This is a genomic window from Streptococcus gallolyticus subsp. gallolyticus DSM 16831 (assembly GCF_002000985.1).
In the GTDB taxonomy this organism is placed as follows: domain Bacteria; phylum Bacillota; class Bacilli; order Lactobacillales; family Streptococcaceae; genus Streptococcus; species Streptococcus gallolyticus.
Window position 1 is genome coordinate 830,919 of sequence record NZ_CP018822.1, and the last position, 26,920, is coordinate 857,838.

A 26,920-nucleotide genomic window follows, 5' to 3' on the forward strand; every position below is an offset into this window, starting at 1 on the left:
TCCTGTTCTGACCTTTTTTAGTTTAGAAATATGGTTACAAATTGTGTTCTTCATGAAAATTTTTATAAATTTTTTCTTTTTTGCAATGGTTTTACACTTTTGGTTATGAAAGCGTATGCAATTGTGATAAAATAAGGGTAACCATACAATAGGAGGTAGAAAATGGTAACACGTAATCAATTTTCAACTTTGGAAATGCGCAAAGCAAGTCCATATTTTTCTGCATTAAAAACTATTGTCGAAACAGCATTTTATGAGAATCAGGTCATTTCAATTAAGACTTTAGAAGAGGCTTATCAATTGGCATCGAATGCTGCTGGTACAGTGATTCTGGACATGCCTGTCATTCATACGAAGGAACTTGGCTTGCCGTCCTATGCTCGAGTTTTATTGACAAATTCGGGAGCTGTGGTTGGTAGAACAGCTAAGGCACGTCGTATTTATGGCTTGGATTCAGATGAAGATGAGCGCTTGTTATCCATTGTGCGAAGTGCGGTTTATCAAGCCCATAGTCGCAAATTCTATAAAGCAGATGCTATTGTTGGTTTGGATGAAGAGTTTATGGTGCGTGCACATTTGATGGTGCCTGAGGAAGAAATCAACAATCTCTATTCATGGTTGCTTAATTTTCAGATTTTAGATGAAGAATTTAAAAATCGTTTAAAAGTTTCTAAACGGTATGATGAAGATGATATTTTTGTCTTTTTTGATCCTAAATGGTCTCATCCAGATTATCCAGATGGTTTAGCTTATTTTGACACGAATCACAATTGTGTGGCTATTTTAGGTTTGAATTATTTTGGAGAATTGAAAAAAGCGACATTAACGTTGGCTTGGGGAACAGCTGCGCGCAATGGCTATGTTTCTTGCCACGGTGGTTTGAAAATTTTCCAAGGAAAAGAGGAAAAAAATGATTATGTTGCCTCTTTCTTTGGCTTATCTGGTTCAGGAAAGTCAACGCTGACTCATGCTAAGCATAATGGAAAATACGATATCAAAGTGTTACATGATGATGCCTTTATTATTTCCGAAAAAGATGGCTCATCCATTGCGCTAGAACCGTCTTATTTTGATAAGACCAACGATTATCCAACTGGACACCCAGAGCAAGATTTTTTCGTGACTGTTCAAAATTGTGGTGTGACGTTAGATGATAATGGTCGTAAAAAATTGATGACCGAGGATATTCGTAATGGGAACGGACGTACCGTAAAATCACGTTTTGCAACGCCAAATCGTGTTGACCATATCGAGGAGCCAATTAATGCGATTTTTTGGATTATGAAAGACGATTCATTGCCACCTTTAATCAAAATTAATGATCCACTCATGGCAGCGACAATGGGTTGTACATTGATGACAAAACGTTCAAGCGCTGAAAATATTGAAGGTAGCAAGCAATCATTAGTTATTGAACCATTTGCAAATCCATTTAGGGTTTATCCTTTGGTCGAAGATTATCAAAAATTCCGTTCATTATTTGCTAGTGGTGTTGACTGTTATATCATTAATACGGGATTTTACATGGGAAATGGTATTCCAAAAGAAGTTTCTTTAGATATCATTGAAAAAATTGTTGACGGCAATGCTGATTTTAAGGCTTTTGGTCCAATTGAAGGCTTTGAATATCTGACATTAGAGGACTATCCTGTCCACCGCTTTGATGCGAAATACAAACAATTGATTCGTTCACGGATGCAAATTCGTTTGAATTTTCTATTGTCTTTCAATCAAAATAACCCTAAACTAGCTCTGCCTGTTGAAGCTATCTCACGTTTGGAACGAGTGATTAACAATCTAAAATAAGGTCATATTCTTACAAAACTATTTATTCGATGAAAAAGTACCCCTAGCGGGTACTTTTTTTGATGCTTTTTAATAAAAATACAATTTTTAACTAATAATTATAAACAAGGTAATTCCTAGTATTTATCACATTATTTGTCAATAAATCTGACTATAAATGTTTTATATATATACCTATAACTATAAAATATGGTAAAAATAAAAGAATTTTCAGAAAATGATTGATTTTTTAATAAACTTGTGTTTTAATGTTTTTTATATTGACGAGCCGTCAATATGAAATAACCATTTTGGGAGGTTTATTATGGATAAGAAAGAGAGATTCTCTTTTAGGAAGTACAAGGTCGGACTAGTTTCAGTCCTTGTGGGAGCTGTCTTTTTGGCAGCAGGTGCAGGTCGTGTTTCGGCTGATGAGTTGTCAAAAGCAGCAGGAGTAAGTCAAACAGACCCTGCTTCTAATATTGAGCAAGTGGTGCAGGCAACAGAAAGTTCAAGCACAGCTGATTTTGCTCAAGTGGCATCAGTAGAAACGACGATTGAAGCAAGTAGGGTTGAAAGCACGGCGACAGCTAGTACAACAGCAGATGAAGTGGCATTAGCTTCTAAAACGCAGGAGACAGTATCAGAAGAACTTTCTAGCCCAGCTGCTACATCAGAAGCGACTGCTGTTGGTAATGTGGCTAATGCGCAAGAGAGTAGTGCTTCGAGTGAAGTTGCTGAAGAAATAGCACAAGATGTTGAAGCATCTGCAGCAAGTGTTTCTAGTGAAGTGGTTACTGAAGTAACAGAAAAAGCTCAACCAGAAGAGCAAACACTTGATTCTGCAACACCTCAAAGTATTGATAGTGACGAGCTTATTACAGTTCCAGAGGCTTGGGAGAGCGGCTATAAAGGACAAGGAACAATCGTTGCTATTATCGATTCAGGTTTGGATGTTGACCATGATGTTTTACACATTTCAGACCTTTCTACCGCTAAATATGGTAGCGAAGAAGAAATTGAAGCAGCTAAAGCCGCAGCTGGTATTACCTATGGGAAATGGTTTAATGATAAAGTTGTCTTTGGATACAACTATGTTGACGGAAATACGATTTTAAAAGAAGGTGAAGAAGCTTCACACGGTATGCACGTTACGGGGATTGCAACAGGAAATCCTACCAAAGCTTTGGGTGATGAATACATTTATGGTGTGGCACCAGAAGCTCAAGTCATTTTCTTACGTGTTTTCTCAGATTTGAAATCATCGACTGGTCCAGCACTTTACGTTCGTGCAATTGAAGACGCTGTGAAATTGGGTGCGGACTCTATCAACCTTAGTCTTGGAAGTACAACAGGCTCTGAAGTTAATATTGAACAAACATTAATTGACGCTGTAAAGGCAGCTCAAAAGGCTGGTGTTAACGTCGTTTTCGCTGCTGGTAATGAAGGTGCTTTTGGGGACAGTATTAATCCGTCAGCAGAAAATCCTGATTATGGTCTTGTTGGCAATCCATCAACAACACAAGATGTTATCTCTGTTGCTTCTTACAACAATAGCATTACACGTAGCAATGTAGTGACATTTGTTGGAATGGAAGATAATGCTGAGCTTAACAATGGTAAGAGTTCATTTACCAATCCAGATAAAAGTGATAAGAAATTTGAAAATGGCAAAGCTTATGATTATGTCTATGTTGGAACAGGGACAGCAGAGGAACTTGAAGGTGTCGATTTAACAGGAAAACTTGCTCTTATCCAACGTGGTGGTTTAACATTTTCTGAAAAAATTGCGAATGCGACAGCACATGGTGCCGAAGGTGTTATCATCTTTAACAACGACCCAGATGGTTCAAATGTTAGCATGGCAATTGATGATACAGCGATTGCGATTCCGTCAGCATTTATCCCATATAAATTTGGTATCGAGCTAGCAAAAGGCGGCTATCAAATTAAATTTAGCGATGTTGCTGAAAAATTTGACAATCCAGGAGCAGGTAAATTTTCTAGCTTTAGTAGCTGGGGATTGACGACGGATGGTGCGCTAAAACCTGACGTTGCTGCACCAGGTGGCAGTATTTATTCATCTTACAATAATGATAAATACGGTTCGATGAGTGGTACAAGTATGGCATCACCTCATGTTGCAGGTGTAGTTGCTTTGGTGAAACAATACCTTAAAGAAAATTTCCACGAAAAATCAGATGAAGAAGTTGGTTACCTTGTCAAAGCCTTGATTATGAGTACAGCTAAGGCACATTATGATAAAGAAGCACAAGCTTACACATCACCACGTCAACAAGGTGCAGGGCTTGTTGATACGGCATCAGCAGTTAGCACAGGACTTTATGTGACTGGTGATGATGGTTATGGTAGTGTTACGCTCGGAAATGTTGGCGATACCTTTACATTTGATGTAACTATTCATAATATTGGTGACCAAGATAAAACCTTAACTTACGAAACTAATCTAGGTACGGATACGGTTGAAAATGGGGAAATTACGCTAGCACCACGTCAATTGTCAACGACAACAGGTCATACGATTACTGTTAAAGCTAATAGCTCAGAGACAATCACGATTACTGTGGATGCTAGTCAATTTGCGGAATTATTGAGCAAAGAAATGCCAAATGGTTATTACCTTGAAGGCTTTGTTCGCTTCTTAGACCCAACTGATCTAGCAGAAGTTGTCAGCATTCCATATGTTGGTTTCAGAGGTGATTTCCAAAATCTAGCTGTTGTTGAAACACCTGTCTATCAACTGGTATCTGATGGTAAAGACGGTTTCTACTTTGAAGTTAGTGATGACCATGTCGTTGAAAGTGGTGATGCAACGACTTCGCTTCTGACAAATAATGCTGGAAGTGGTTATTATAAAGTGCTTGGTACTTATTCTAATGATGATGGTGATTTTGTCCTACAATTAGATGAAAATGGTCAACCGTACTTAGCAATTTCACCAGACGGCGATGGTAATCAAGATTATGTCTTGTTTAAAGGTGTTTTCTTGAGAAATTATACAAATGCGACAGCAGCTGTTTATGCGGCAGATGATGTTAATTTTGAAAATCCATTGTGGGAAAGTGGCGATTCGTCAGGCATTAAAAATTATTATAAAAAAGCTAGTGTATTATATGCAACACGGTGGGATGGTAAAGACCAAGACGGTCACGACCTAGCTGACGGTAAGTATAAATATGTTTTGACTTATTATCCAGAAGTTATCGGCGCAGATGCACAGCATTTAGCCTTTGATGTGATTGTTGACCGCAAAGAACCGATTATCACAACGGCGACTTATGATGAAAATACATTGACCTTTACGCCACGTAAGGCTCTTGACCCAGATGGTTCGGGCGTCTTTAAAGATAGCATTTTTTACTACGCAGAAAATGAAAAAGGTGAAGTTGAACAAGTCTATCTCACACCGAATGCTGACGGCTCATTTACGTTGCCACTTGACTTGGCTGACATTGAAGATTTCTACTATGCTGTTGAGGATTACGCAGGAAATGTCGCTTATGCAAAAGTAGAAGATTTGATTAACGTTGGTAATGATAGCGGTCGTGTGACTGTTAACCTGTTGAATGATGAAACAAAAGGCAATAGTTATGTCGATTATACTTTCATTATCAAAGACGCTAAAGGCGATATTGTTACTGATTTGCATTTCTTTGGTGAAGATTTGACAACGGTTGATTTACCTTTTGGCGATTATACTGTTGAACTTGCGCTTTATGATGAAGAGTGGGCAGAGCTTGCTGGTCCAACTAGTCAAAAAGTAAGTATTTCAGAGACTGATAGTTATAAGACCGTTGATTTCTTTGTTCACACTTTCAGCAAAGCAGCATTGGTGCTTGATTTCGATAAAGATTTGCCTAAGGGAACTGACGTTACAATTGTTAATAAAGACGGAAAAGTAACTAGTGTTCCAGCAGCCCGTTATGTAAAAACGGATTATGGTAAAGATGTTTACGTTGGCGATTACACATTGGCATTGAATTTACCAGAGGGCTATGAAATTTATGAGGACCCTGACTTTACAGTCCTTTATGGCAAACAAAACCGTGTGAAATTCAGTGTGATTGATAAGACAGGTTTGATTTCAGAAACAAATGCAACAGCTGATTTAGAGAAAGAAGCACGTTATTATAACGCATCATTAGCTAAATTGTTGACTTATCGTGATGCGCTAACAAGTGCTCAAACAATCTTGTCGGAAAAACATACACAAGCAGAAATAGATGCCGCCTTGGCTAACTTGCAAGTGGCGACAGCAGCTCTTGACGGTGAAGAAACACAATACCAAGCCTTGACTGATGAAAGCGACCGTTATGTTGGTGTTCAAGCAGACCCTGCTTATTATAATGCTAGTGCGTCATCACGCATTACTTATGATACACTTTATCGTTCTGCTAAATTTATCTTGGCAAAAGCTCAAACAACTCAAGAAGAAGTCGATACAGCCTTGGCTGATTTGGTTGCTGCGCGTGAAGCCTTGGACGGACAAGCAACAGACTTTACAGCTTTGCGTGATTTGTCAGCTAAATCTGCAGTCCTTAAAGTGACAGCCGCTAAATACCAAAATGCCAGCGAAACTGTCAAAGACGCTTACGACCAAGCCCTTGAAGAAGCACTTGCTGTTTTAGCAAATGAAGGTGCAACTCAAGGAGAAGTAGATGCAGCCTTGGCTAATTTGAAAGCAGCTGAAAAAGCTCTAGACGGTCAAGAAATTATCGAGGACACTGATGTTCCGAAAGAAGAATCTCTCATTCCTGAAGAGGTCATCAAACCAGAAACACCACCGAAAGTGGAACCGCAGGTCAGTGAAAACGAGATAGGAGGAGAGGTAGCTGCCCTAGGGGTCGTAACCGTTCATAAAGAAGTTAAAGCTTCAACTCCTGCTAAACCTTTGGCAAGTTCAAAAGCAACCGACGAGCTCCCTCAAACATCAAGCGTTACACAAAATTATCTTCTTGCTCTCGGCTTTACTTTAGTGACACTAACAGCAGGCATCTGGAAACGAAGAAAAGTCTCTAAAGACTAATAAATTTAAGTTTAGTCATCCCTTCCTCTAACAAAAAAAGCACATCTGAAAGAGAAAATTCTCAATCGGGTGTGCTTTTTGAGTGTATTGAACGCTTATTTTTTCAAATGAAGTCCTTGATTTTTAAGATAAACTTCTGAGACTTGAGCGTATTTTTTTAGTTTTTTCAATTCTTCTTTGTGCGTAATGAAAGTAATGACAACGCCAGCTTTTCCCATACGTCCAGTTCTTCCTGCACGATGAGTATAGACTTCTTTATCACGAGCGAGGTCAAAATTGATAACGTATTCGAGATTTTCAATATCAATCCCACGGGCAACTAAATCAGTTGCCAACAGTAGTGAAATGTCATGATTTTTGAATTTTTCAAGAATGACTTTACGGAATTTGACATTAATATCAGAAGCCAAAGAAACAGCAGAAACACGATTAAATTGGAGACGTTCTTCAGTAGCTCCTAAATCTGAAAGACTGTTGAAAAAGACCAAGCCACGGAATTCTGGAATATTTGAAAATTTGCGGAGTAATTCAAGGCGGTCACGTTTATCAACGGTAATGTAATAATGAGCGATTTGTTCCAGCTTTTGGTCAGACAAATCAATCGTCAACGTATTTTCAGCGAGTGCGTCAGCGTCAACTTTATTGGTTGCACTCATGTAAACCATTTGGTGGTCACGTGGAACACGGTTGATGATATTTTCAACAAAATGATATTGAGAGTCACCTAGCAATTCATCAAATTCATCCAAAACGATTGTGTCAACGTTCATCATTTTGATTTTTTTGAGCTTGACTAACTCGAAAACACGCCCAGGTGTTCCGATAAGAATTTCTGGACCTTTTTTCAAACGTTCGATTTGACGTTTTTGACTAGAACCAGAAATGAATAGCTGTGCTGTAAGATTTAGAGGCTCAGCCCATGTTTTAGTTACCTCAAAAATTTGCCCTGCTAGTTCGGTATTTGGTGCTAAAATCAATAATTGTTGTGATTTTTTGGGTGTCACATTTAAAAGTGTTGGGAAAAGATAAGCTAGTGTCTTACCTGTACCAGTTGGGCTGACACCAAGGACATTATCACCTTGTGAAATAGGCTCGAAAATTTGTTTTTGAATAGCTGTTAGCTCGCTAAATTTCAGATTAGCTAACTGCTCTTGCCAGACTTGTGGAAATTGTGAAATCATAAGTTTCCTTTTCTATGTTTGTAATCTTCACCTATTATAACATAGAAAGGGAAACTTTTTTTATTTCGTGAATAAGTAAGAGTTTTCAGCATTTAAAAAATGGTAAAAATGTAGTAGAATAGATAGGAAATATTTTTGATTTGGAGTAATAAATGCGTAAAAAACCTATTATTATTGGTGTGACTGGTGGCTCTGGTGGTGGAAAAACCAGTGTTTCAAAGGCTATTTTGGCGAATTTTAAAGACCAAAAGATTGCGATGATTCAACATGATTCTTACTATAAAGACCAAAGTCATCTGACATTTGAAGAACGCGTGTCAACCAATTATGACCACCCACTTGCTTTTGATACGGATTTGATGATTGAGCACATCAATGAACTCATTGCAGGGCGTCCTGTTGATATTCCAATTTATGATTACACACAACATACGCGTAGCGAAAAAACATATCGCCAAGAACCACAAGATGTTTTTATTGTCGAAGGAATCTTGGTTCTTGAAGATAAACGTCTTCGTGATTTAATGGATATTAAATTATTTGTTGATACCGATGACGATATCCGTATTATTCGCCGTATCAAACGTGATATGGAAGAACGTGGACGTAGCCTTGACAGCGTTATTGACCAATACACATCAGTTGTTAAGCCAATGTACCACCAATTCATCGAACCAACAAAACGTTATGCAGACATTATCATCCCAGAAGGAGCATCAAACGTTGTCGCTATCGACCTTATCAACACTAAAATCGCAACTATTTTAGAATGATTTGTAGTGAATAGAGAATCTAGACACCGAGCTAAGTTTGGTGTCTTTTTATAACCAATCAACAGAAAAAAGTCTCTTTTTCAGCTAAGTTATCAACTATTTTGTAAAAATCTCAGAAAGTATTCAGAAAATTTATTTTATTTGGATTATTCTGTTGACTTTTATTCTAGAAAAGAGTATTATGTAAAAAAACGAAAAACATCGAAGGGAATTAAGTCAATGACATTCGCAAATATGACAGTCTTGCTATTGCGTAATGAGGGCTAGTGCATGAAAGCATTAGTCCTGTTTGGCTTACCAAGCGGGATAAAAAACATCTCGCTTGTCCGTGAGATGTTTTTATTTTTATCTTAATGCTTTTGTTAATATTAGAAAGAGGTTACTATGCGTAAAGTTGAATTCCTTGATACCACTCTTCGTGATGGTGAACAAACGCCAGGCGTTAATTTTTCAATCAAAGAAAAAGTAGCAATTGCCAAACAGCTTGAAAAATGGGGTATTGCTTCAATTGAAGCTGGTTTTCCAGCAGCTAGTCCTGATTCATTTGAAGCGGTTCGTCAAATTTCAGCAGCAATGACAACAACTGCGGTGTCAGGTTTAGCACGTTCTGTGAAATCAGATATTGATGCTTGTTATGAAGCATTGAAAGATGCTAAATACCCACAATGTCACGTGTTCATTGCAACAAGTCCTATTCATCGTGAATATAAATTGAAAAAAACAAAAGAAGAAATTCTTGATATTATCAAAGAACATGTGACTTATGCACGCAGTAAATTTGATGTGGTCGAATTTTCTCCAGAAGATGCAACCCGAACAGAACTTGATTATCTTCTCCAAGTTGTTCAGACAGCGGTTGATGCTGGCGCAACTTACATCAATATTCCTGATACGGTTGGTTTCACAACGCCAGAGGAATATGGTAACATCTTCAAATATTTGATTGAAAATACAAAATCAGACCGCGAGATTATCTTCAGTCCACATTGTCATGATGACCTTGGAATGGCGACAGCCAACACTTTAGCAGCTATCAAAAATGGTGCTGGACGCGTTGAAGGGACAGTTAATGGTATTGGTGAACGTGCTGGAAATGTGGCACTTGAAGAGATTGCAGTAGCTCTTAATATCCGTGAAGATTATTATCAAGCGACATCTGATATTGTCCTTAACGAAACGGTCAATACGTCTGAATTGATTTCACGCTTCTCAGGAATTTCAATTCCTAAGAATAAAGCTGTGGTTGGTGGAAATGCCTTCTCACACGAATCTGGTATTCACCAAGATGGTGTGCTTAAAAATCCACTCACTTATGAAATTATCACGCCAGAGCTTGTCGGTGTCAAACACAACTCGCTTCCGCTTGGTAAACTTTCAGGTCGTCATGCTTTCATTGAAAAATTGAAAGAACTCGAACTTGCTTTCGAAGAATCAGAAATTGCAACGCTATTTGGCAAATTTAAAAAATTGGCTGATAAGAAACATGAAATTACAGACGCTGATATCAGAGCTTTGGTTGCTGGAACAGAAATTGAAAATCCAGAAGGCTTCCACTTTGGCGATTTGAAATTAACATCAAATGCTGATGATACGGTGACAGCTGAAGTGCTTATGGTAAACGCTGACGGTGAAGAAGTTGAAGTTATCGCAAATGGAAAAGGTTCTGTTGAAGCTATCTATAACGCTGTCGATAAATTCTTCAATCAAACTGTCCGCCTTCTCAGCTACACAATGGATGCTGTAACAGACGGTATTGATTCACAAGCGCGTGTGTCTGTTTCAATTGAAAATGTTGATACAGGAACAATTTTCAACGCATCTGGTATTGATTTTGACGTGCTTAAAGCAGGTGCTATTGCTTATGTCAATGCGAATGCTTTTGTTCAAAAAGAAAATGCTGGTGAAATTGGCAAAGCCGTTTCATTCCGTGATGTGCCAACTAATTAATAAGAAAGGAATTTATAGAGAAGCAACGATGTTGCTTGCGGTATCTCATTATGACGAAAAAAATTGTTACACTTGCTGGTGATGGTATTGGTCCAGAAATTATGGCAGCAGGCTTAGAAGTCCTTGAAGCTGTGGCTTCAAAAATTAATTTTGATTATGACATTGATGCAAAACCTTTTGGTGGTGCAGGAATTGATGCCAGTGGTCATCCACTACCAAAAGAAACTTTGGATGCGGCAAAATCAGCTGATGCGATTTTATTAGCTGCCATTGGTGGTCCGAAATACGATAATGCTCCTGTTCGTCCAGAACAAGGCTTGCTTGCCATTCGTAAGGAATTAAATTTGTTTGCAAATATCAGACCTGTTCGTATCTTTGATGCGTTGAAACACTTGTCGCCTTTGAAACCTGAACGTATTGAAGGAGTTGACTTTGTTGTTGTCCGTGAGTTAACAGGTGGTATCTATTTTGGTGAACATCAATTACAAGATGAATCAGCACGTGATATCAATGACTATTCAGCGCAGGAAATCCGCCGTATTATTCGCAAGGCATTTGAATTGGCACGACTTCGCGGCAAAAAAGTGACAAGCATTGATAAACAAAATGTCTTGGCAACTTCAAAATTATGGCGTAAAGTTGCTGAAGAAGTAGCCTTAGATTTTCCAGATGTCACGTTGGAACATCAATTGGTGGATAGCGCAGCCATGATTATGATTACAAATCCATCACGCTTTGACGTTGTGGTTACGGAAAATCTTTTTGGTGATATTTTGTCTGATGAATCAAGCGTGCTTCCAGGCACACTTGGTGTTATGCCATCAGCTAGCCATTCAGAAAATGGACCAAGCCTTTATGAGCCGATTCACGGTTCAGCTCCAGATATTGCTGGACAAGGCATTGCTAATCCTGTCAGCATGATTTTATCTGTTGCCATGATGTTGCGTGAAAGTTTTGGTGAAGTAGCTGGTGCAGAACTCATTGAAAATGCGGTTGATAAGACATTCAATCAAGGCATTTTAACACGTGATTTAGGCGGTAAAGCTTCAACAGCTGAAATGACCGCAGCTATTATTGCAAATCTATGACTTTAAAAGAATTAGCGCTTCTCATTTTCGTTTTGTGGAATGTTTTGACCTTTCTGACTTATGGTATTGATAAAAAGAAAGCAGAGCATGGACGTTGGCGAATTTCAGAGAAAACATTGCTTTTAGAAAGTATCTTATTTGGTGGAATCGGTGCTTTTCTTGGTGGAAAAATCTTTCATCATAAAACTTTGAAATGGTACTTTAAAGCTTGTTGGTATTTGGGAATGGTGATTGATATTGCGGTTTTATACTGGTATATCGTCATTTGGAAATAGTAGCTAACTAGAAAATGAAATAGTGAGAAGAATTTGGAGGATGAAATGAGCGGAAAATCGATTTTTGATAAGCTTTGGGAACGCCATGTGGTTACTGGTGAAGAAGGCGAACCACAGCTTATGTATGTTGACCAGCACTATATTCATGAAGTAACAAGTCCGCAGGCATTCCAAGGACTTAGAGATGCAGGTCGTAAAGTACGTCGCCCAGATTTAACATTTGGAACGACTGACCACAATGTTCCAACGGTAGATATTTTCAATATTCGCGACTTGGTGTCAAAAAATCAAATTGATACCCTTGCTCGAAATGTTAAAGACTTTGGTATTGATGCGGCAACGCATGGAACAGAACGCCAAGGGATTGTTCATATGGTAGGTCCAGAAACAGGACGTAGTCAACCTGGTAAATTTGTTGTCTGCGGGGACAGCCATACAGCAACTCACGGTGCTTTTGGGGCAATTGCCTTTGGTATCGGAACATCTGAAGTGGAGCACGTTTTTGCAACACAGTGCATTTGGCAAGTAAAACCGAAGAAAATGAAAGTTGAATTTGTCGGTAAACCACAAAAAGGTGTTTATTCAAAAGACTTTATCCTTGCTTTGATTGCTCAATATGGTGTTGATGCTGGTGTAGGCTATGCGGTTGAGTATTGTGGTGAAGCCATTGATGCTCTTTCAATGGATGAACGCATGACCATTGCAAACATGTCGATTGAATTTGGAGCAAAAATGGGCTTGATGAATCCAGACCAAAAGACCTTTGATTACGTTAAAGGTCGTGAAGCGGCGCCTAAAGGTGATAAATTCGAGCAAGCGGTCGAAGATTGGAAAACATTGGTTTCTGACCCTGATGCCGAATATGATAAAGTTATTACCATTGATGTTTCAGGATTGGCACCAATGGTGACTTGGGGAACAAACCCTGAAATGGGTGTTGAATTTGGCAAACCGTTCCCAGAAATCAAAGACATGAATGATGAACGTGCTTATCATTATATGGACATTAAGCCTGGTGATAAAGCTGAAGATATTGATTTGGGTTATGTTTTCATTGGTTCTTGTACCAATGCGCGTCTATCAGACCTTGAATTAGCAGCTAAGATTGTTAAGGGCAAACATATTTCACCGAATCTGACAGCTATTGTTGTTCCTGGTTCTCGTCCTGTTAAGAAAGAAGCAGAGCGACTAGGGCTTGATAAAATTTTCATGGATGCTGGTTTTGAATGGCGTGAGCCTGGTTGTTCAATGTGTCTTGGAATGAACCCAGACCATGTGCCAGAAGGTGTTCATTGTGCCTCAACAAGTAATCGTAACTTTGAAGGGCGTCAAGGTTTTGGAGCGCGTACACATCTTTGTAGCCCAGCTATGGCGGCAGCGGCAGCAATTGCTGGTAAATTCATTGATGTTCGCCAACTGTCAGAAGTTCAGTAAAGGAGAGAGATAATGGAAAAATTTACTGTTTACACAGGGAAATCTGTCCCTTTGATGAATGATAATATTGATACTGACCAGCTTATTCCAAAACAGTTCTTGAAAGCTGTTGATAAAAAAGGTTTTGGTAAAAATTTGCTGTTTGAGTGGCGCTATCTCAATGATAATTACGATGAAAATCCAGATTTTATCTTTAACAAACCTGAATATCGCGATGCAACGATTCTGATTTCAGGGGATAACTTTGGTTCAGGGTCATCACGTGAACACGCTGCTTGGGCTTTGGAAGATTATGGTTTTCGTTGTGTAATTGCAGGCTCATTTTCTGATATTCACTACAATAATGAATTGAAAAATGGGATGCTTCCAATTGTTCAACCTTTGGAAGTCCGTCAGAAATTAGCTGCGCTACCAGCTGGTGAAGAAATTACGATTGATTTACCAAACCAAGTCATCAAGTCATCTGCGGGAGAATTTCCGTTTGAAATTGATGGCGAATGGAAGCGTAAACTTGTCCTTGGACTTGATGATATTGGCATCACGCTTCAATATGAAAATTTGATAGCAGCCTACGAAAAAAATCGTCCAAGTTATTGGCAATAATTTAAAAAAAGTAGTAGGCAAAATAACAGTTGTAGTCATTCAATAAAATATAGAAAAAGTCTGAAATATGATTATTTCAGACTTTTTTGTGGTGTTTGTTTACTCTAAGCAAAATATGACGGCAGGCTTATTTTTTGATATAATAAACCTTATGGAAAACACAAAGAAAATAGAGAATTATCAAATCATGTTAGCACAGGCGAAAGCGCTATTTGCTAACGAAAAAAATCTGCTATCAAATCTTTCAAATGCTAGCGCTCTCTTAAAGATGACTTTACCAAATTCTGTTTTTACAGGCTTTTATTTATTTGATGGTCAGGAATTGCTTTTGGGTCCTTTTCAAGGCGGGGTGTCGTGCGTTCATATTGCACTTGGAAAAGGTGTTTGTGGCGAAGCAGCAGCTAATCAAGAAACGATAATTGTGGCGGATGTGACAAAACATGCTAATTATATTTCTTGTGATTCAGCAGCCATGAGTGAAATCGTTGTCCCTATGGTCAAAAATAACCAATTAGTGGGGGTTCTGGATTTGGACTCACGTTTAACGGATGATTATGATGCGATTGACCAAGAGTATCTTGAAAAATTTGTTGCCGTACTTTTGGAAAAATCATATTGGAATTTGGATATGTTTGGAGTTGAAAAATAATGTATCAAGCACTTTATCGAAAATATCGTAGCCAAACTTTTGATGAAATGGTTGGGCAAACGGTCATTTCAACAACTTTAAAACAAGCAGTTTCTTCAGGAAAAATTAGCCATGCTTATCTATTTTCTGGTCCTCGTGGAACAGGGAAAACAAGTGCTGCTAAAATTTTTGCTAAGGCGATGAACTGCCCTAATCAAGTCAATGGCGAGCCATGTAATCATTGCGATATTTGTCGTGATATTACAAATGGCAGCCTTGAAGATGTCATTGAAATCGATGCTGCATCAAATAATGGTGTTGATGAAATTCGTGAAATTCGTGATAAATCAACCTATGCACCAAGCCGTGCAACTTATAAAGTTTACATCATTGATGAAGTGCATATGCTATCGACAGGTGCCTTTAATGCTCTTTTGAAAACGTTGGAAGAACCAACAGAAAATGTTGTTTTCATTTTAGCAACAACAGAATTGCATAAAATTCCAGCAACGATTTTATCACGTGTGCAACGATTTGAATTTAAAGCGATTAAATTAGCGGCTATTCGTGAACATTTGGCTAATATTCTTGATAAAGAAGAAATTAGCTATGAAGAAGATGCCTTGACCTTGATTGCGCGTTGTGCTGAGGGTGGAATGCGTGATGCGCTTTCGATTCTTGACCAAGCGCTTAGTTTAACGCCTGATAATCATGTGTCGCTTGCTATCGCAGAAGAAATCACAGGTAGCATTTCAATGACAGCCTTAGATGATTTTGTGGCAAATGTTTTGGCAAATCAAACCAGTCAAGCTTTGGCAAATTTGGAAACGATTTTTGATAGCGGAAAGAGCATGAGTCGCTTTGCGACGGATTTGTTAAATTACTTACGTGATTTATTGGTCGTTCAAACTGGTGGTGAAAATACACATACAAGCCAAACATTCCAAGAGAATTTAGCAACTGCTGAACAAAATCGTATTTTTACAATGATTGATTTGGTGACGAAAGCTTTGCCTGAAATCAAAAATGGTGTTCAGCCAAAAATTTATGCTGAAATGTTAACGATTCAATTATCAGAAGCAGGAAAAGAAATTTCGGCAGCACAAGTTCCAGACGGATTGTCAGATGAATTAGCAAAGCTCAAAAGTGAAATCAAAGACTTGAAAGAAGAACTTTCTAAGATTGATAGCTCAGCTATTTCTCAAAAAACGGTAAGCCGCAAAAAATCAACTACTGGCTTTAAGTTTAAAGTGGACCGCGTGAAGATTTTGACCATCATGGAAGAAACGATTGTTGATAGTCAAAAATCAAGGGAATACCTAGAAGCTCTTAAAGGAGCGTGGAATGAGATTTTGGACAGTATTTCTGCTCAAGACCGCGCGCTTTTGCTAGGTTCGGAGCCAGTTCTTGCCAATAGTGAAAATGCTATTTTAGCTTTTGATGCAGCTTTTAATGCGGAACAAGCCATGAAACGAACTGACCTTAACGATATGTTTGGCAACATCATGAGCAAGGCAGCAGGTTTTTCACCAAATATTTTGGCTGTTCCACGTAAAGACTTCAACAGTATCCGAACAGAATTTGCTCAAAATTTGAAAAAACAACGCAAAGAGCTAGCACAGGAAGAAGTGCAAGAAGAAAATTTCATTCCAGAAGGCTTTGATTTCCTAGCAGATAAAATTAATAAGATTGAGGATTAAAAAAGAACTTCAAAGAAGTTCTTTTTTATGTAGATAAACTTACTTTTAACTCAAACTAAGTTGCAAACAATTGTTGTTTCTCTGTTCGATTTTAGGATTATTCGCGAATGAAGTGAGCAACAAGACGATACTTTGTGCTGCTTAAGCAATCTGGGAGATTGTTTAAGGTTGCAGATAAGAGAAACGAAGTTTCTCCTACATCTCGGAAGTTTTGAGCATCCAGTAGATGCTTTGAGGTCTGAGCCTAGAAATAAAAAAGCAAGGAAACTAAGGGAAGTATCAAAAAAGACTTTTTCTAAACAACAGATTCTGTGAAATCTGTCAAAATAATGAAGGTATGTTATAATAGAAATATGACTAAAAGCCGTTTTATATTTGTGGCGCTGATGTGCGCTTTTGAAACATACTTTTTTAATGAATGTTTATTTGAAGGTGATTATTTATTTGCTTTCTTTTGGGGAATTTTGCTTTTTCGCGACCTCAAGCGTACCTATAAGGTTGACAAATTCATTCACACGTTGACATCAACTACCAAGAAGAAAGACTGATTTCACCACTACGTAATAATTTTTCTTGACCATTGTCAAGTTTAACAAGAAGATGTCCATGGTCTGTAATTTCTTCAGCTACACCTGAAAAGAGAATATCATTTTCGATAAAGGTCACTTGTTTGTTTAAAACAAGTGATTTTTCTTTATAAACTTTTACTAAATCTTTTTGAGGAATTGTGAAGAAAAGATTCCAAATTTCAGTGATTAATTGATTGCGTGTGATAGTTGGTTGCTCGCTAAAAAGAGTTCCAGCTTTTTGTGCAATATCGTCTGGAAAATCTGTGATATGAAAGTTAAGTCCGACACCAATAATTACATCGGTAATCAAGCCGGTTTCAACAGATGAAATCGCTTCGGTTAAAATGCCTGCGATTTTTTTGCCATTTAGGTAGATATCGTTGACCCATTTTATTTCGGTTTCAATACCTGTCAAACGAGAAATAGCCTTGACAATGCTAGATGCAACCATGAGCGTATAGGGTTTAACTTGTTCGAAAGGAACGTTTGGTTTTAGGTGAAGAGACATATAGATGCCACCTTGTTTTGAGGCAAAAAAACGTCTGCCAAATCTTCCTTTAGCCATTTCTTGACTTGGAGCTAGGTAAAGGTGCGGTTGCTTATCAGTATCGATATTATTTTTAGCATCTAACTGAGTTGATTCACTTTTTTCATTCAAAGTGACCGCAATATTAAGATTTGTCGCAATTTGCTGAGGGAGTAGTAGGTCGCCTGAGATAATTTTATAACCGCGTTTTTTAACCGAATGAATTTGAACACCCTTGTCTTCCAAGGTTTTTATCGCTTTCCAAATAGCTGTGCGAGATAGCTCAAATTCTTGCGCCAATTTTTCCCCGCTAACATAATCGTCTTGTGTCTTGAGATAATCATAAAGTTTTTCGTAGGTTTTCATATCTTTAGTATAATATATTTTTGCCAAATATTCCTAACAAAGCTTCAATATTGTTAAATTTATAAAGGAATTCTAGATGAAGTGACAAAGATGTCATCACGGTAAAACTAATATCACCTTTGTAAAGATAGGTAAAAGTTATCACCTGATAATAAATTTGTTATAGGCATTTACGGTAAAACGTGGTACAATAAGTGAGTTAATGAGTCCCGATAAGACAATCTGGCGGTTTAATAACGTGTTATTCTTCGTTAGCTCATCTTGATATACTTCAGTATTATCTGCGATTTCGCTGCCTTGACTAACCCGCCATTAACCGCGCCATCTCTTTTTAGAAGATGTAGATTGGTACTTTGTAACTCTCTTTGTTTTATGGTGAGTAAACTCACTCATAAAACAACGGAAAATCCTATGGGATTTTTCCTAAGAGACTTACTAGGCAAAAAGCATCATTATTATCGAATGCTGCTTTTTACCGTCGTAACTCGAACGGTAAGTTGATTTTGGAAGAAACCATGGAATTTTTAACAAGTGCTTTTTATGATAACGTATTAAGCAATTTTTAAAATTTTTAAGGGGGGACATTTTTATGTCAGAACGTAAACTTTTCACGTCTGAATCAGTTTCTGAGGGGCATCCAGATAAGATTGCAGACCAAATTTCAGATGCTATTTTAGATGCTGTGTTGGAACAAGATCCTGATGCGCACGTTGCGGCAGAAACAGCCGTATATACTGGCTCAGTTCATGTTTTTGGTGAAATTTCAACGACAGCTTATGTTGATATTAATCGTATTGTTCGTGATACCATTGCCGAAATTGGTTATACTAATGCTGAATATGGCTTCGCTGCTGAATCGGTTGGGGTTCACCCGTCATTGGTTGAACAATCACCTGATATTGCACAAGGGGTTAACGAAGCGCTTGAGGTTCGTGGAAATGCAGACCAAGACCCGCTTGATTTGATTGGTGCAGGTGACCAAGGGCTAATGTTTGGTTTTGCCATTGATGAAACACCTGAATTAATGCCATTGCCAATTTCACTTTCACATAAATTGGTGAAGAAATTGGCTGATTTGCGTAAATCTGGTGAGATTTCATACCTTCGTCCAGATGCTAAATCACAAGTAACTGTTGAATATGATGAAAATGACAAGCCAGTTCGTGTGGACACTGTTGTTATCTCTACACAGCATGACCCAGAAGCGACAAATGACCAAATTCGTCAAGATGTAATTGAAAAAGTTATCAAAGCGGTTATTCCAGAAAAATACCTTGATGATAAGACGAAATTCTTCATTAATCCAACTGGACGCTTTGTTATCGGAGGACCTCAAGGTGATTCTGGTTTGACTGGTCGTAAGATTATTGTTGATACTTATGGTGGCTATGCGCGTCATGGTGGCGGTGCTTTCTCTGGTAAAGATGCGACAAAAGTGGACCGTTCAGCCTCATATGCTGCGCGTTATATTGCTAAAAATATTGTTGCTGCTGGTTTTGCCACTAAAGCAGAAGTGCAATTGGCATATGCTATTGGTGTAGCGCAACCTGTCTCAGTTCGTGTGGATACATTTGGCACTAATACCGTTGCTGAAAGCAAATTGGAAGCTGCTGTTCGTGAAGTTTTTGACCTTCGCCCAGCAGGAATCATTCAAATGCTTGATTTGAAACGTCCAATTTACCGTCAAACGGCTGCATATGGACATATGGGACGTACAGATATTGACCTCCCATGGGAAAAACTTGATAAAGTAGAAGCTTTGAAAGAAGCGGTGAAATAAAAAATAATCGTTGTACCATTGGTGCAGCGATTTTTGATTGTTATAATTCTAGATTCCGTGAAACATTGATAAATATATTGTTAATGTGTTCTGCAATTTCTTGTGGATTACGCGGATTTTCTTCGGTTAACCAAGAAGAAATAATATTAGAATAACCACCGACAATAAAAAGTAAGCTGTCTGTGAGTTCTAATGGTGTTTTCGCTTTAATATGCCAAGGAGCATCAATAGATTGATAAATACGGACAGCTGCACGGTTGAATTTCTCAAGGAGCAAATAAAATTTTTGATTTTTGATAAGTAGGCGCAGGTAATGGCGATTTTGATAGAAATAATCAAGAGTGACGCCTAATATTCCGTTTAAACTTGATTGGTGTAAAATCTCACTTTCTAATGAGCGATAATTTGTAATAAAATCATCATAATAGTAATTTAAGATATCTTGTTTATTTGAAAAATAACGATAAAAGGTACGTTTTGAAATATTTGCTTCATCTAAAATTTCATTAAGCGTCAATTCATCAAAGGTATACAGTTTTAACAAACGGAAAGTGCCTTCGATAATTTTAGATTTAGAGACTAAGATTTGTTCTTTTTTACCGTTCATTTAAGCTCTCCTATTTGTCACAGTTCGTGACTTGTGTTCAATTATGTGCTACTTTATAACAAATTTATGGCACTTCTAGTTTCAAAGTTGTTTTTCATTAAAAAATTGTTATGCTAAAAATGTGCCTTCATTGTAGCATATTTTTGGTAAAAAGGGAGGAATAATTACAATGATTGAAACAATTACAGGGATTAAACAGTTTGATTTTCAAATCTTACGTTTTACAGGTGAATTGAGAAAAAGATACCCAGAAGTAAGCCAAGATTTAAAAGTAATGGGAGAAGCGATTAGTGATTTTGAAACATGGTATGCTTGGTGGTACAGTAGGGCAACATTTTATGAAGATAATCACTTAATTGAAGTGGCAATGACCTATTATAGAGCTTCTTTATTCTACCTTAGCTTCTTTGATTACAGGAAATACGAAGCTTATAAGTCATTTAGACGATGTTTTGAAATGCACTATCGGCCATATCATTTAAATTATTTTGCTATTCCTTATGGTAAGGGAAAGTTGCCTGCTATTTTTATGCCTAAAAAAGGAGCGGATAGAACTTTAATTGTTATAGGAGGTTTTGACTCTTTTGCAGAAGAATTGGTTGCGTGGTTTTTACCGTTACAAAATGAGATCAATGCTAATATTATTTTATTTGATGGTCCTGGGCAAGGCTCGGTACCATTTCAAAAGATATATTTTGAAGCAAACTATGAAAAAGTTGTTACGATAGTTCTTGATTATTTTAAATTAGAGACAGCTGATGCTATTGGTATCTCGTGGGGTGGCTATTTTGTTCTTAGAGCAGCAGCGTTTGAAAAACGTTTAGAGCGTTGTGTTTGCTTTGATATTTTTTATTCGGCTTTGGATACGCTGAAGTTACAAACCACGACATTAGAATATTTTTTCTTGAAACAAGCATTGTTTTTTAGACAGAAATATCTTATTAATTCAATTCTGAAATGGCGTGCTAATAACGATTTCTCATTAAAATGGATGCTTCAACACGGTACTGATATTACAGGCGAGAAAACTTATTTTGACTTTATTGAAAATATTTCCCAACATTCCTTGCAAGGATATGCCAATAAGGTGACACAAGATTGCTTATTATTGGCAGGGAGCGAGGATATGTATGTTCCTAAAGAACGTTTAGGAGAGTTAACAAAAGAATTGGTCAATGCTAAAAGCGTTACAAGTAAATTATTTGATAAAGAAACTGGTGGGGTATTACATTGTCAAATTGACAATATTTTGCCTGCCATCAAAGAAATTATTTCTTTTTTGCAACAAGATTGACAATTTTATAGCATTATCATTAGGAATAAATAGATATCAAAATTGTTTTGGGATTTAAAAACTTAACTTGACACATATAGGTGTGATGATACTGCTAAAATCTTGCGATTTTACTTAAATATTCGAATCTAAAAAATTTTACCACATACAATCTGCTCATTCAGTTTGTCAATTTGAATAATATGTGTTAAAATGAAAAGGTTGAATTCTAGCAGAAAGTTTTGAATGTATGCGTAAAATTGTAATTAATGGTGGCAAGCCTTTAAAAGGTGAGGTTGCTATTTCAGGTGCAAAGAATAGTGTAGTTGCTTTGATTCCTGCAGCTATTCTTGCAGATGATATTGTCATATTAGATGGCGTTCCTGCCATTTCCGATGTTGATAGTTTAATTGAAATCATGGAAATCATGGGCGCCAAAGTGAAAAGAGAAGAAGATACCCTTGAAATTGATCCACGTGGCATAAAAAATCAACCAATACCTTATGGTAAGATTAATAGTTTACGTGCCTCTTATTATTTCTATGGTAGTTTGTTAAGTCGTTTTGGTGAGGCTACAGTAGGTCTCCCAGGTGGTTGTGACCTTGGACCTCGTCCTATTGATTTGCACCTTAAAGCTTTTGAAGCCATGGGAGCTGCGATTTCGTATGAAGGCGAAGCGATGCGTTTGGCGACAAATGGTGAGTCTATTCATGGTGCACATATCTATATGGATACGGTTAGTGTTGGAGCAACGATTAATACGATGCTTGCAGCAACTAAGGCAAATGGTCGTACGATTATTGAAAATGCTGCACGTGAGCCAGAAATCATTGACGTAGCTACTTTGTTAAACAATATGGGAGCTCACATTCGTGGTGCTGGTACAGATGTGATTACAATTGAAGGTGTTGATTACCTTCATGGCACACGTCACCAAGTCATTCCTGACCGTATTGAAGCTGGTACTTATATTGCCATGGCAGCAGCAATGGGTGAGGGGGTTCGTATTACCAATGTCCTTTATGAACACTTAGAGAGTTACATTGCAAAACTCGAAGAAATGGGCGTTCGTATGACGGTTGAAGAGGATTCTATCTTTGTTGAAAAACAATCAGTATTGAAAGCCGTATCAGTGAAAACGTCACCATATCCAGGTTTTGCGACTGATTTGCAACAACCAATCACACCGTTGTTGTTAACAGCTGAGGGACGTGGTACTATTCTAGATACCATTTATGAAAAACGTACTAATCACGTTGCCGAATTGGTACGAATGGGTGCTGATATTTCTATTGTTGGTGGTCGTATTGCTTATCAGGGACCTAATAAATTAACAGGAGCTCCTGTTAAAGCGTCTGATTTGCGTGCAGGTGCAGCGCTTGTTATTGCAGGTCTAATGGCAGAAGGTCAAACAGAAATTACCAACGTTGAATTTATTTTGCGCGGTTATTCAAATATCATTGAAAAATTAACAGCCCTAGGCGCTGATATTAAATTAATTGAAGATTAAGAAGAAGCCTAAGGGCTTCTTTTTTGTCGCGCGTGGTCAGATAGCTAGAGACAAAATTAGAACCTCTTGTGATATAATAGAGCTATGGATATTTGGACACGTTTGGGACGTTATGCGTTTTTTGAGACAGAGCGCATGTATTTACGCCCTTTTGCCTATAAGGATAGTCAGGACTTTTTTGAGATTTGTAGCAATCCTGATAATCTTCGGTTTATTTTTCCAAGTCGAGCTAGTCACCATGAAAGTGATTATCTAATGGTTCATTATTTCATGAAAGAGCCACTTGGGGTTTGGGCAATTGAAGATAAAAAATCTCATAAAATGATTGGCTGTATTCGATTTGAGAAGATAGATTTGAATCGTTCATCTGCAGAAATTGGCTATTTTTTGAATCAACAGTTTTGGGGACAAGGCTTGATGACAGAATGCTTGAAAACCTTATGTTTTTTAAGTTTTCAGGAATTTGGCTTTAAAGAATTACATGTTATTGCCCATGAAGAAAATTTGGCTAGTCAACGTGTTGCGCAAAAATCAGGTTTCAAATTGAAACAACGCTTCAAAGGAAGTGACCGTTATACACGCAAAATGCGAGATTACGTTGATTATCAAATCAGTAAAGGTGATTATCGTTATGAGTAAACATCAGAAAATTTTAGAGTATTTGGAGAATCTTCCAGTTGGAAAGCGCGTGAGTGTGCGAAGCATTTCAAATCACTTAAAAGTGAGTGACGGTACGGCTTATCGTGCGATTAAGGAAGCCGAAAACCGTGGCATTGTTGAAACAAGACCGCGTAGTGGTACGGTTCGTATCGAGAAAAAGCCAGCTGTTCGAATTGAGCGTTTAACCTATTCAGAAATTGCTCGCATTAGTGACTCTGAGGTTCTGGCAGGTAAGGCTGGGCTTAGTCGTGAATTTAGCAAGTTTTCAATTGGTGCGATGACTCAAGAAAATATTTTACGTTACCTTGTCAAAGGCGGACTTTTGATTGTCGGCGACCGTGAAAATATTCAACTGTTGGCGCTTGAAAAACACAATGCCATTCTGGTAACGGGTGGATTTCCTGTTTCTGATGAGGTGATTCGTGTCGCTGACGAGCTTGGAATCCCTGTCATGGTCACGCACTATGACACCTTTACCGTGGCGACGATGATTAACCATGCCCTTTCAAATATTCGAATTAAAACGGATTTGACGACTGTTGAGCAAGTCTATCAGACTAAGGAAGACTATGGCTTTTTGCAGGAAGGCGATACGATTCGTGAATTTAATGCGATGATTAAACAAACGGCAAATGTGCGTTTCCCTGTTGTAAATAGTAAAAATGTGGTTATCGGCGTTGTTAGTATGCTAGACGTTGTTGGCAAGGAAAATCATCTTGATATCAAGAGTATCATGTCACGTAATCTGATTGTGGCAAAACCGCAAGCCAGTCTTGCTAATATCAGCCAGAAAATGATTTTTGAAGATTTGAATATGCTTCCTGTTGTAGCAGAGGATTTGACCTTGCTAGGGGTTATTACACGCCGCCAGGCGGTTGAAAATCTGCCAAATCTACAACATTCTAACCTTTATACATACAGCGACCAGATTTTATCAAATTTGCAATACGAAGATGGTGTTTACAAATTTGTGGTTGAACCTGCGATGATTGACAATGCTGGAAATTTTGCCCAAGGTGTCTTAACAGAATTTATCAAAGATATCAGTGTTCGTGTTTTGACCAAAAAACATCAAAAAAATATCATCATTGAACAACTGATGCTTTATTTTGTACAAGCAGTTCAGATTGATGATTGTTTGGTGATTCGCCCACGTGTCATTACTGAAAAACGTCGCAGTTCGGTGATTGACTTTGAAATTCTTTTAGAGGAACAAATCGTCGCCAAAGCCTTGGTAACAACGAAAATTAATTAATTAATGGTTACCTTAAGTGACAAAATCATTCCATTTTTGACAGTTTGGTGACTATCAGTGTATAATTAGTGTTATTGATGCATTTTTAGAGATTACTAATAGGAGTATATTATTGATATGATTACATTAAAATCAGCTCGTGAAATTGAAGCAATGGACCGCGCTGGAGATTTTCTAGCTTCAGTTCACATCGGTTTACGTGAATTGATTAAACCAGGTCTTGATATGTGGGAAGTCGAAGAATACGTTCGTCGTCGCTGTAAAGAAGCAAACGTTCTTCCACTCCAAATCGGGGTTGATGGTTCTATCATGGACTATCCTTATGCCACATGTTGCGGACTTAATGACGAAGTGGCACACGCTTTTCCTCGCCATTACATTTTAAAAGAAGGGGATTTGCTTAAAGTTGATATGGTTTTGAGCGAACCACTTGATAAATCAGTTGTTGACGTTTCAAAATTAAACTTTGACAATGTCGCACAAGTTAAAAAATACACTGAATCATACTCTGGTGGATTGGCAGACTCATGTTGGGCATATGCTGTTGGTGAGGTGTCTGACGAAGTCAAAAATCTGATGGATGTTACCAAAGAATGCCTTTATATCGGAATTGAAAAAGCTGTTGTTGGTAACCGTATCGGTGATATTGGCGCAGCTATTCAAGAATATGCTGAAAGCCGTGGATATGGTGTTGTTCGTGATTTAGTAGGACACGGTGTTGGTCCAACAATGCACGAAGAACCAATGGTACCACACTATGGTAAAGCAGGTCGTGGTCTCCGTTTGCGTGAAGGTATGGTGTTGACTATCGAGCCAATGATTAATACAGGAACTTGGGAAATTGATACGGACATGAAAACTGGGTGGGCTCATAAGACGCTTGACGGCGGTTTGTCATGCCAATACGAACATCAATTTGTTATCACCAAAGACGGACCTGTTATTTTAACAAGTCAAGGAGAAGAAAGAACTTACTAGGATGAATCGTAAGCAGCTTATAGACAAATTAGTGTCTAGATTAGAGTGGCAACCGCTACAGGTTTATTTAAAACATTACCGAAGTGCAGAGATTGATCTATCAGCGATTGCTGTCGCTTATTATTTATTGCTGACAGCATTCCCATTGATTGTGATTGCGGCAAATATCTTTCCTTATCTTAACATTGATATTTCAGTGTTATTGTCTTTCATGGAAAAAAATTTACCGACCAATCTTTACCCCTCTGTTTCGGCAATTACGACAGATATTTTTTCAAAACCTTCTGGTAGTATTTTGGGAGTTGCGACTTTAACGGCTTTCTGGACAATGTCTAAATCGCTGACCTCTCTACAAAAAGCCATTAACAAAGCTTATGGTGTTTCACAACACAGAGATTTTGTGATTGGGCGTTTGATTGGGGTTTTGGCAAGCTTGCTCATTCTTTTCCTATTGACGTTCGTGTTAATCTTTTCTACTTTTTCAAAGGCTGCTTTGCAAATCATCAGCGCTCACTATGATTTGAGTGATACGGTTGCAACAGTCGTTCTGAATTTGTCCCAACCGGTAACTGTTTTGACGATTGTATTTGGGTTGATGTTATTGTATTTCATTCTGCCAAATGTCAAAATCAGACGTTTTCGTTACATTTTACCAGGGACAATTTTCACCTCTTTCGTCATTGTGTTCTTGAATAATTTGTTTAGCAATTATATTTTGAGAACCTTTGAACGCATGGTTGACATTAAAACATTTGGTTCGGTTGTGATTTTTGTTTTAATGTTATGGTTTATTTTCCTCGCGCACATTTTGATTTTGGGGGCTATCTTTAATGCAACCTATCAAGAATTACGTCAAGGAAAAATGGAAAGCAGACGTGGTGACATTCTTTCCATTCTAACACACCGCAAACAAGATAAAGATACAAAAAAATAAC

General features: G+C 37.9%; 21 protein-coding genes. 18 read left to right on the forward strand and 3 right to left on the reverse strand.

The annotated features are described in order from the left end of the window. Window positions 1–162: 162 nt before the first annotated feature. Complete coding sequence (locus BTR42_RS04410) at window positions 163–1,806, forward strand: phosphoenolpyruvate carboxykinase (ATP) (protein ID WP_077496581.1); 1,644 nt, start codon at window positions 163–165, stop codon at window positions 1,804–1,806. Between the two features lie 304 nt (window positions 1,807–2,110). After that, entirely contained in the window at window positions 2,111–6,832 is a 4,722-nt protein-coding gene (locus BTR42_RS12955) for a S8 family serine peptidase (protein ID WP_077496583.1), read from the forward strand. A 95-nt stretch (window positions 6,833–6,927) separates the two neighbouring features. Here the strand turns inward: BTR42_RS12955 and BTR42_RS04420 are convergent, their stop codons facing one another. Continuing rightward, window positions 6,928–8,013: a DEAD/DEAH box helicase gene (locus tag BTR42_RS04420; protein WP_077496585.1), complete on the reverse strand. Its 1,086-nt coding sequence runs from the start codon at window positions 8,011–8,013 to the stop codon at window positions 6,928–6,930. A 152-nt stretch (window positions 8,014–8,165) separates the two neighbouring features. On the opposite strand from BTR42_RS04420, the gene udk reads away from it, so the two are divergent. From udk to BTR42_RS04465, 9 genes are all read left to right on the forward strand, one after another. After that, window positions 8,166–8,786 carry a uridine kinase gene (gene udk / locus BTR42_RS04425; RefSeq protein ID WP_003064019.1) on the forward strand — a complete coding sequence of 207 codons (621 nt, stop codon included), beginning with the start codon at window positions 8,166–8,168 and terminating at the stop codon, window positions 8,784–8,786. 384 nt (window positions 8,787–9,170) lie between these two features. After that, on the forward strand, window positions 9,171–10,733 hold the full coding sequence (locus BTR42_RS04430; protein ID WP_061459958.1) for a 2-isopropylmalate synthase: 1,563 nt from the start codon (window positions 9,171–9,173) through the stop codon (window positions 10,731–10,733). A gap of 50 nt (window positions 10,734–10,783) precedes the next feature. Beyond that, on the forward strand, window positions 10,784–11,821 hold the full coding sequence (gene leuB / locus BTR42_RS04435) for a 3-isopropylmalate dehydrogenase (RefSeq protein WP_074656573.1): 1,038 nt from the start codon (window positions 10,784–10,786) through the stop codon (window positions 11,819–11,821). Continuing rightward, window positions 11,818–12,096, forward strand: a complete 279-nt coding sequence (locus BTR42_RS04440; protein WP_074656575.1) for a DUF1294 domain-containing protein — start codon at window positions 11,818–11,820, stop codon at window positions 12,094–12,096. The genes leuB and BTR42_RS04440 overlap by 4 nt, the downstream gene beginning before the upstream one ends. Before the next feature lie 45 nt (window positions 12,097–12,141). After that, a complete protein-coding gene (gene leuC / locus BTR42_RS04445) occupies window positions 12,142–13,530 on the forward strand; it encodes a 3-isopropylmalate dehydratase large subunit (protein WP_061458505.1) in 1,389 nt (462 codons plus the stop codon). Window positions 13,531–13,542: 12 nt separating this feature from the next. After that, window positions 13,543–14,133 (forward strand): 3-isopropylmalate dehydratase small subunit, encoded by a 591-nt coding sequence (gene leuD, locus BTR42_RS04450; RefSeq protein WP_012961743.1) that lies wholly within the window; start codon window positions 13,543–13,545, stop codon window positions 14,131–14,133. Between the two features lie 151 nt (window positions 14,134–14,284). Then, window positions 14,285–14,782 carry a GAF domain-containing protein gene (locus BTR42_RS04455; protein ID WP_043878647.1) on the forward strand — a complete coding sequence of 166 codons (498 nt, stop codon included), beginning with the start codon at window positions 14,285–14,287 and terminating at the stop codon, window positions 14,780–14,782. Then, window positions 14,782–16,461 carry a DNA polymerase III subunit gamma/tau gene (dnaX, locus tag BTR42_RS04460; RefSeq protein WP_077496587.1) on the forward strand — a complete coding sequence of 560 codons (1,680 nt, stop codon included), beginning with the start codon at window positions 14,782–14,784 and terminating at the stop codon, window positions 16,459–16,461. The genes BTR42_RS04455 and dnaX overlap by 1 nt, the downstream gene beginning before the upstream one ends. A gap of 353 nt (window positions 16,462–16,814) precedes the next feature. Continuing rightward, a complete protein-coding gene (locus tag BTR42_RS04465) occupies window positions 16,815–17,009 on the forward strand; it encodes a DUF3272 family protein (RefSeq protein WP_014294283.1) in 195 nt (64 codons plus the stop codon). Here the strand turns inward: BTR42_RS04465 and birA are convergent. Then, window positions 16,990–17,922, reverse strand: a complete 933-nt coding sequence (birA, locus tag BTR42_RS04470; RefSeq protein ID WP_012961747.1) for a bifunctional biotin--[acetyl-CoA-carboxylase] ligase/biotin operon repressor BirA — start codon at window positions 17,920–17,922, stop codon at window positions 16,990–16,992. The genes BTR42_RS04465 and birA overlap by 20 nt on opposite strands. Window positions 17,923–18,511: 589 nt before the next feature. Here birA and metK point away from each other — a divergent pair. Next, the gene (gene metK / locus BTR42_RS04475; RefSeq protein ID WP_009853886.1) at window positions 18,512–19,702 is read left to right on the forward strand and encodes a methionine adenosyltransferase; all 1,191 of its coding nucleotides are present in this window, start codon (window positions 18,512–18,514) and stop codon (window positions 19,700–19,702) included. 40 nt (window positions 19,703–19,742) lie between these two features. On the opposite strand, the gene BTR42_RS04480 is transcribed toward metK, so the two are convergent. Continuing rightward, on the reverse strand, window positions 19,743–20,309 hold the full coding sequence (locus BTR42_RS04480) for a TetR/AcrR family transcriptional regulator (RefSeq protein WP_077496589.1): 567 nt from the start codon (window positions 20,307–20,309) through the stop codon (window positions 19,743–19,745). A 169-nt stretch (window positions 20,310–20,478) separates the two neighbouring features. On the opposite strand from BTR42_RS04480, the gene BTR42_RS04485 reads away from it, so the two are divergent. The 6 genes from BTR42_RS04485 to BTR42_RS04510 all read left to right on the forward strand — a co-directional run bounded on the left by BTR42_RS04485 (window position 20,479) and on the right by BTR42_RS04510 (window position 26,919). Then, on the forward strand, window positions 20,479–21,603 hold the full coding sequence (locus BTR42_RS04485; RefSeq protein ID WP_077496591.1) for an alpha/beta fold hydrolase: 1,125 nt from the start codon (window positions 20,479–20,481) through the stop codon (window positions 21,601–21,603). A 229-nt stretch (window positions 21,604–21,832) separates the two neighbouring features. Beyond that, window positions 21,833–23,092, forward strand: coding sequence for a UDP-N-acetylglucosamine 1-carboxyvinyltransferase (locus BTR42_RS04490; RefSeq protein ID WP_077496593.1), 1,260 nt, complete (start codon window positions 21,833–21,835; stop codon window positions 23,090–23,092). An 84-nt stretch (window positions 23,093–23,176) separates the two neighbouring features. Next, window positions 23,177–23,731: a GNAT family N-acetyltransferase gene (locus BTR42_RS04495; RefSeq protein ID WP_074595178.1), complete on the forward strand. Its 555-nt coding sequence runs from the start codon at window positions 23,177–23,179 to the stop codon at window positions 23,729–23,731. Next, entirely contained in the window at window positions 23,724–25,007 is a 1,284-nt protein-coding gene (gene spxR, locus BTR42_RS04500; RefSeq protein ID WP_009853891.1) for a CBS-HotDog domain-containing transcription factor SpxR, read from the forward strand. Before BTR42_RS04495 ends, spxR begins: the two co-directional genes overlap by 8 nt. Before the next feature lie 117 nt (window positions 25,008–25,124). Next, complete coding sequence (locus BTR42_RS04505) at window positions 25,125–25,985, forward strand: methionyl aminopeptidase (protein ID WP_009853892.1); 861 nt, start codon at window positions 25,125–25,127, stop codon at window positions 25,983–25,985. A gap of 1 nt (window position 25,986) precedes the next feature. Further along, on the forward strand, window positions 25,987–26,919 hold the full coding sequence (locus tag BTR42_RS04510) for a YihY/virulence factor BrkB family protein (RefSeq protein ID WP_009853893.1): 933 nt from the start codon (window positions 25,987–25,989) through the stop codon (window positions 26,917–26,919). The last annotated feature ends 1 nt before the right edge of the window (window position 26,920 follow it).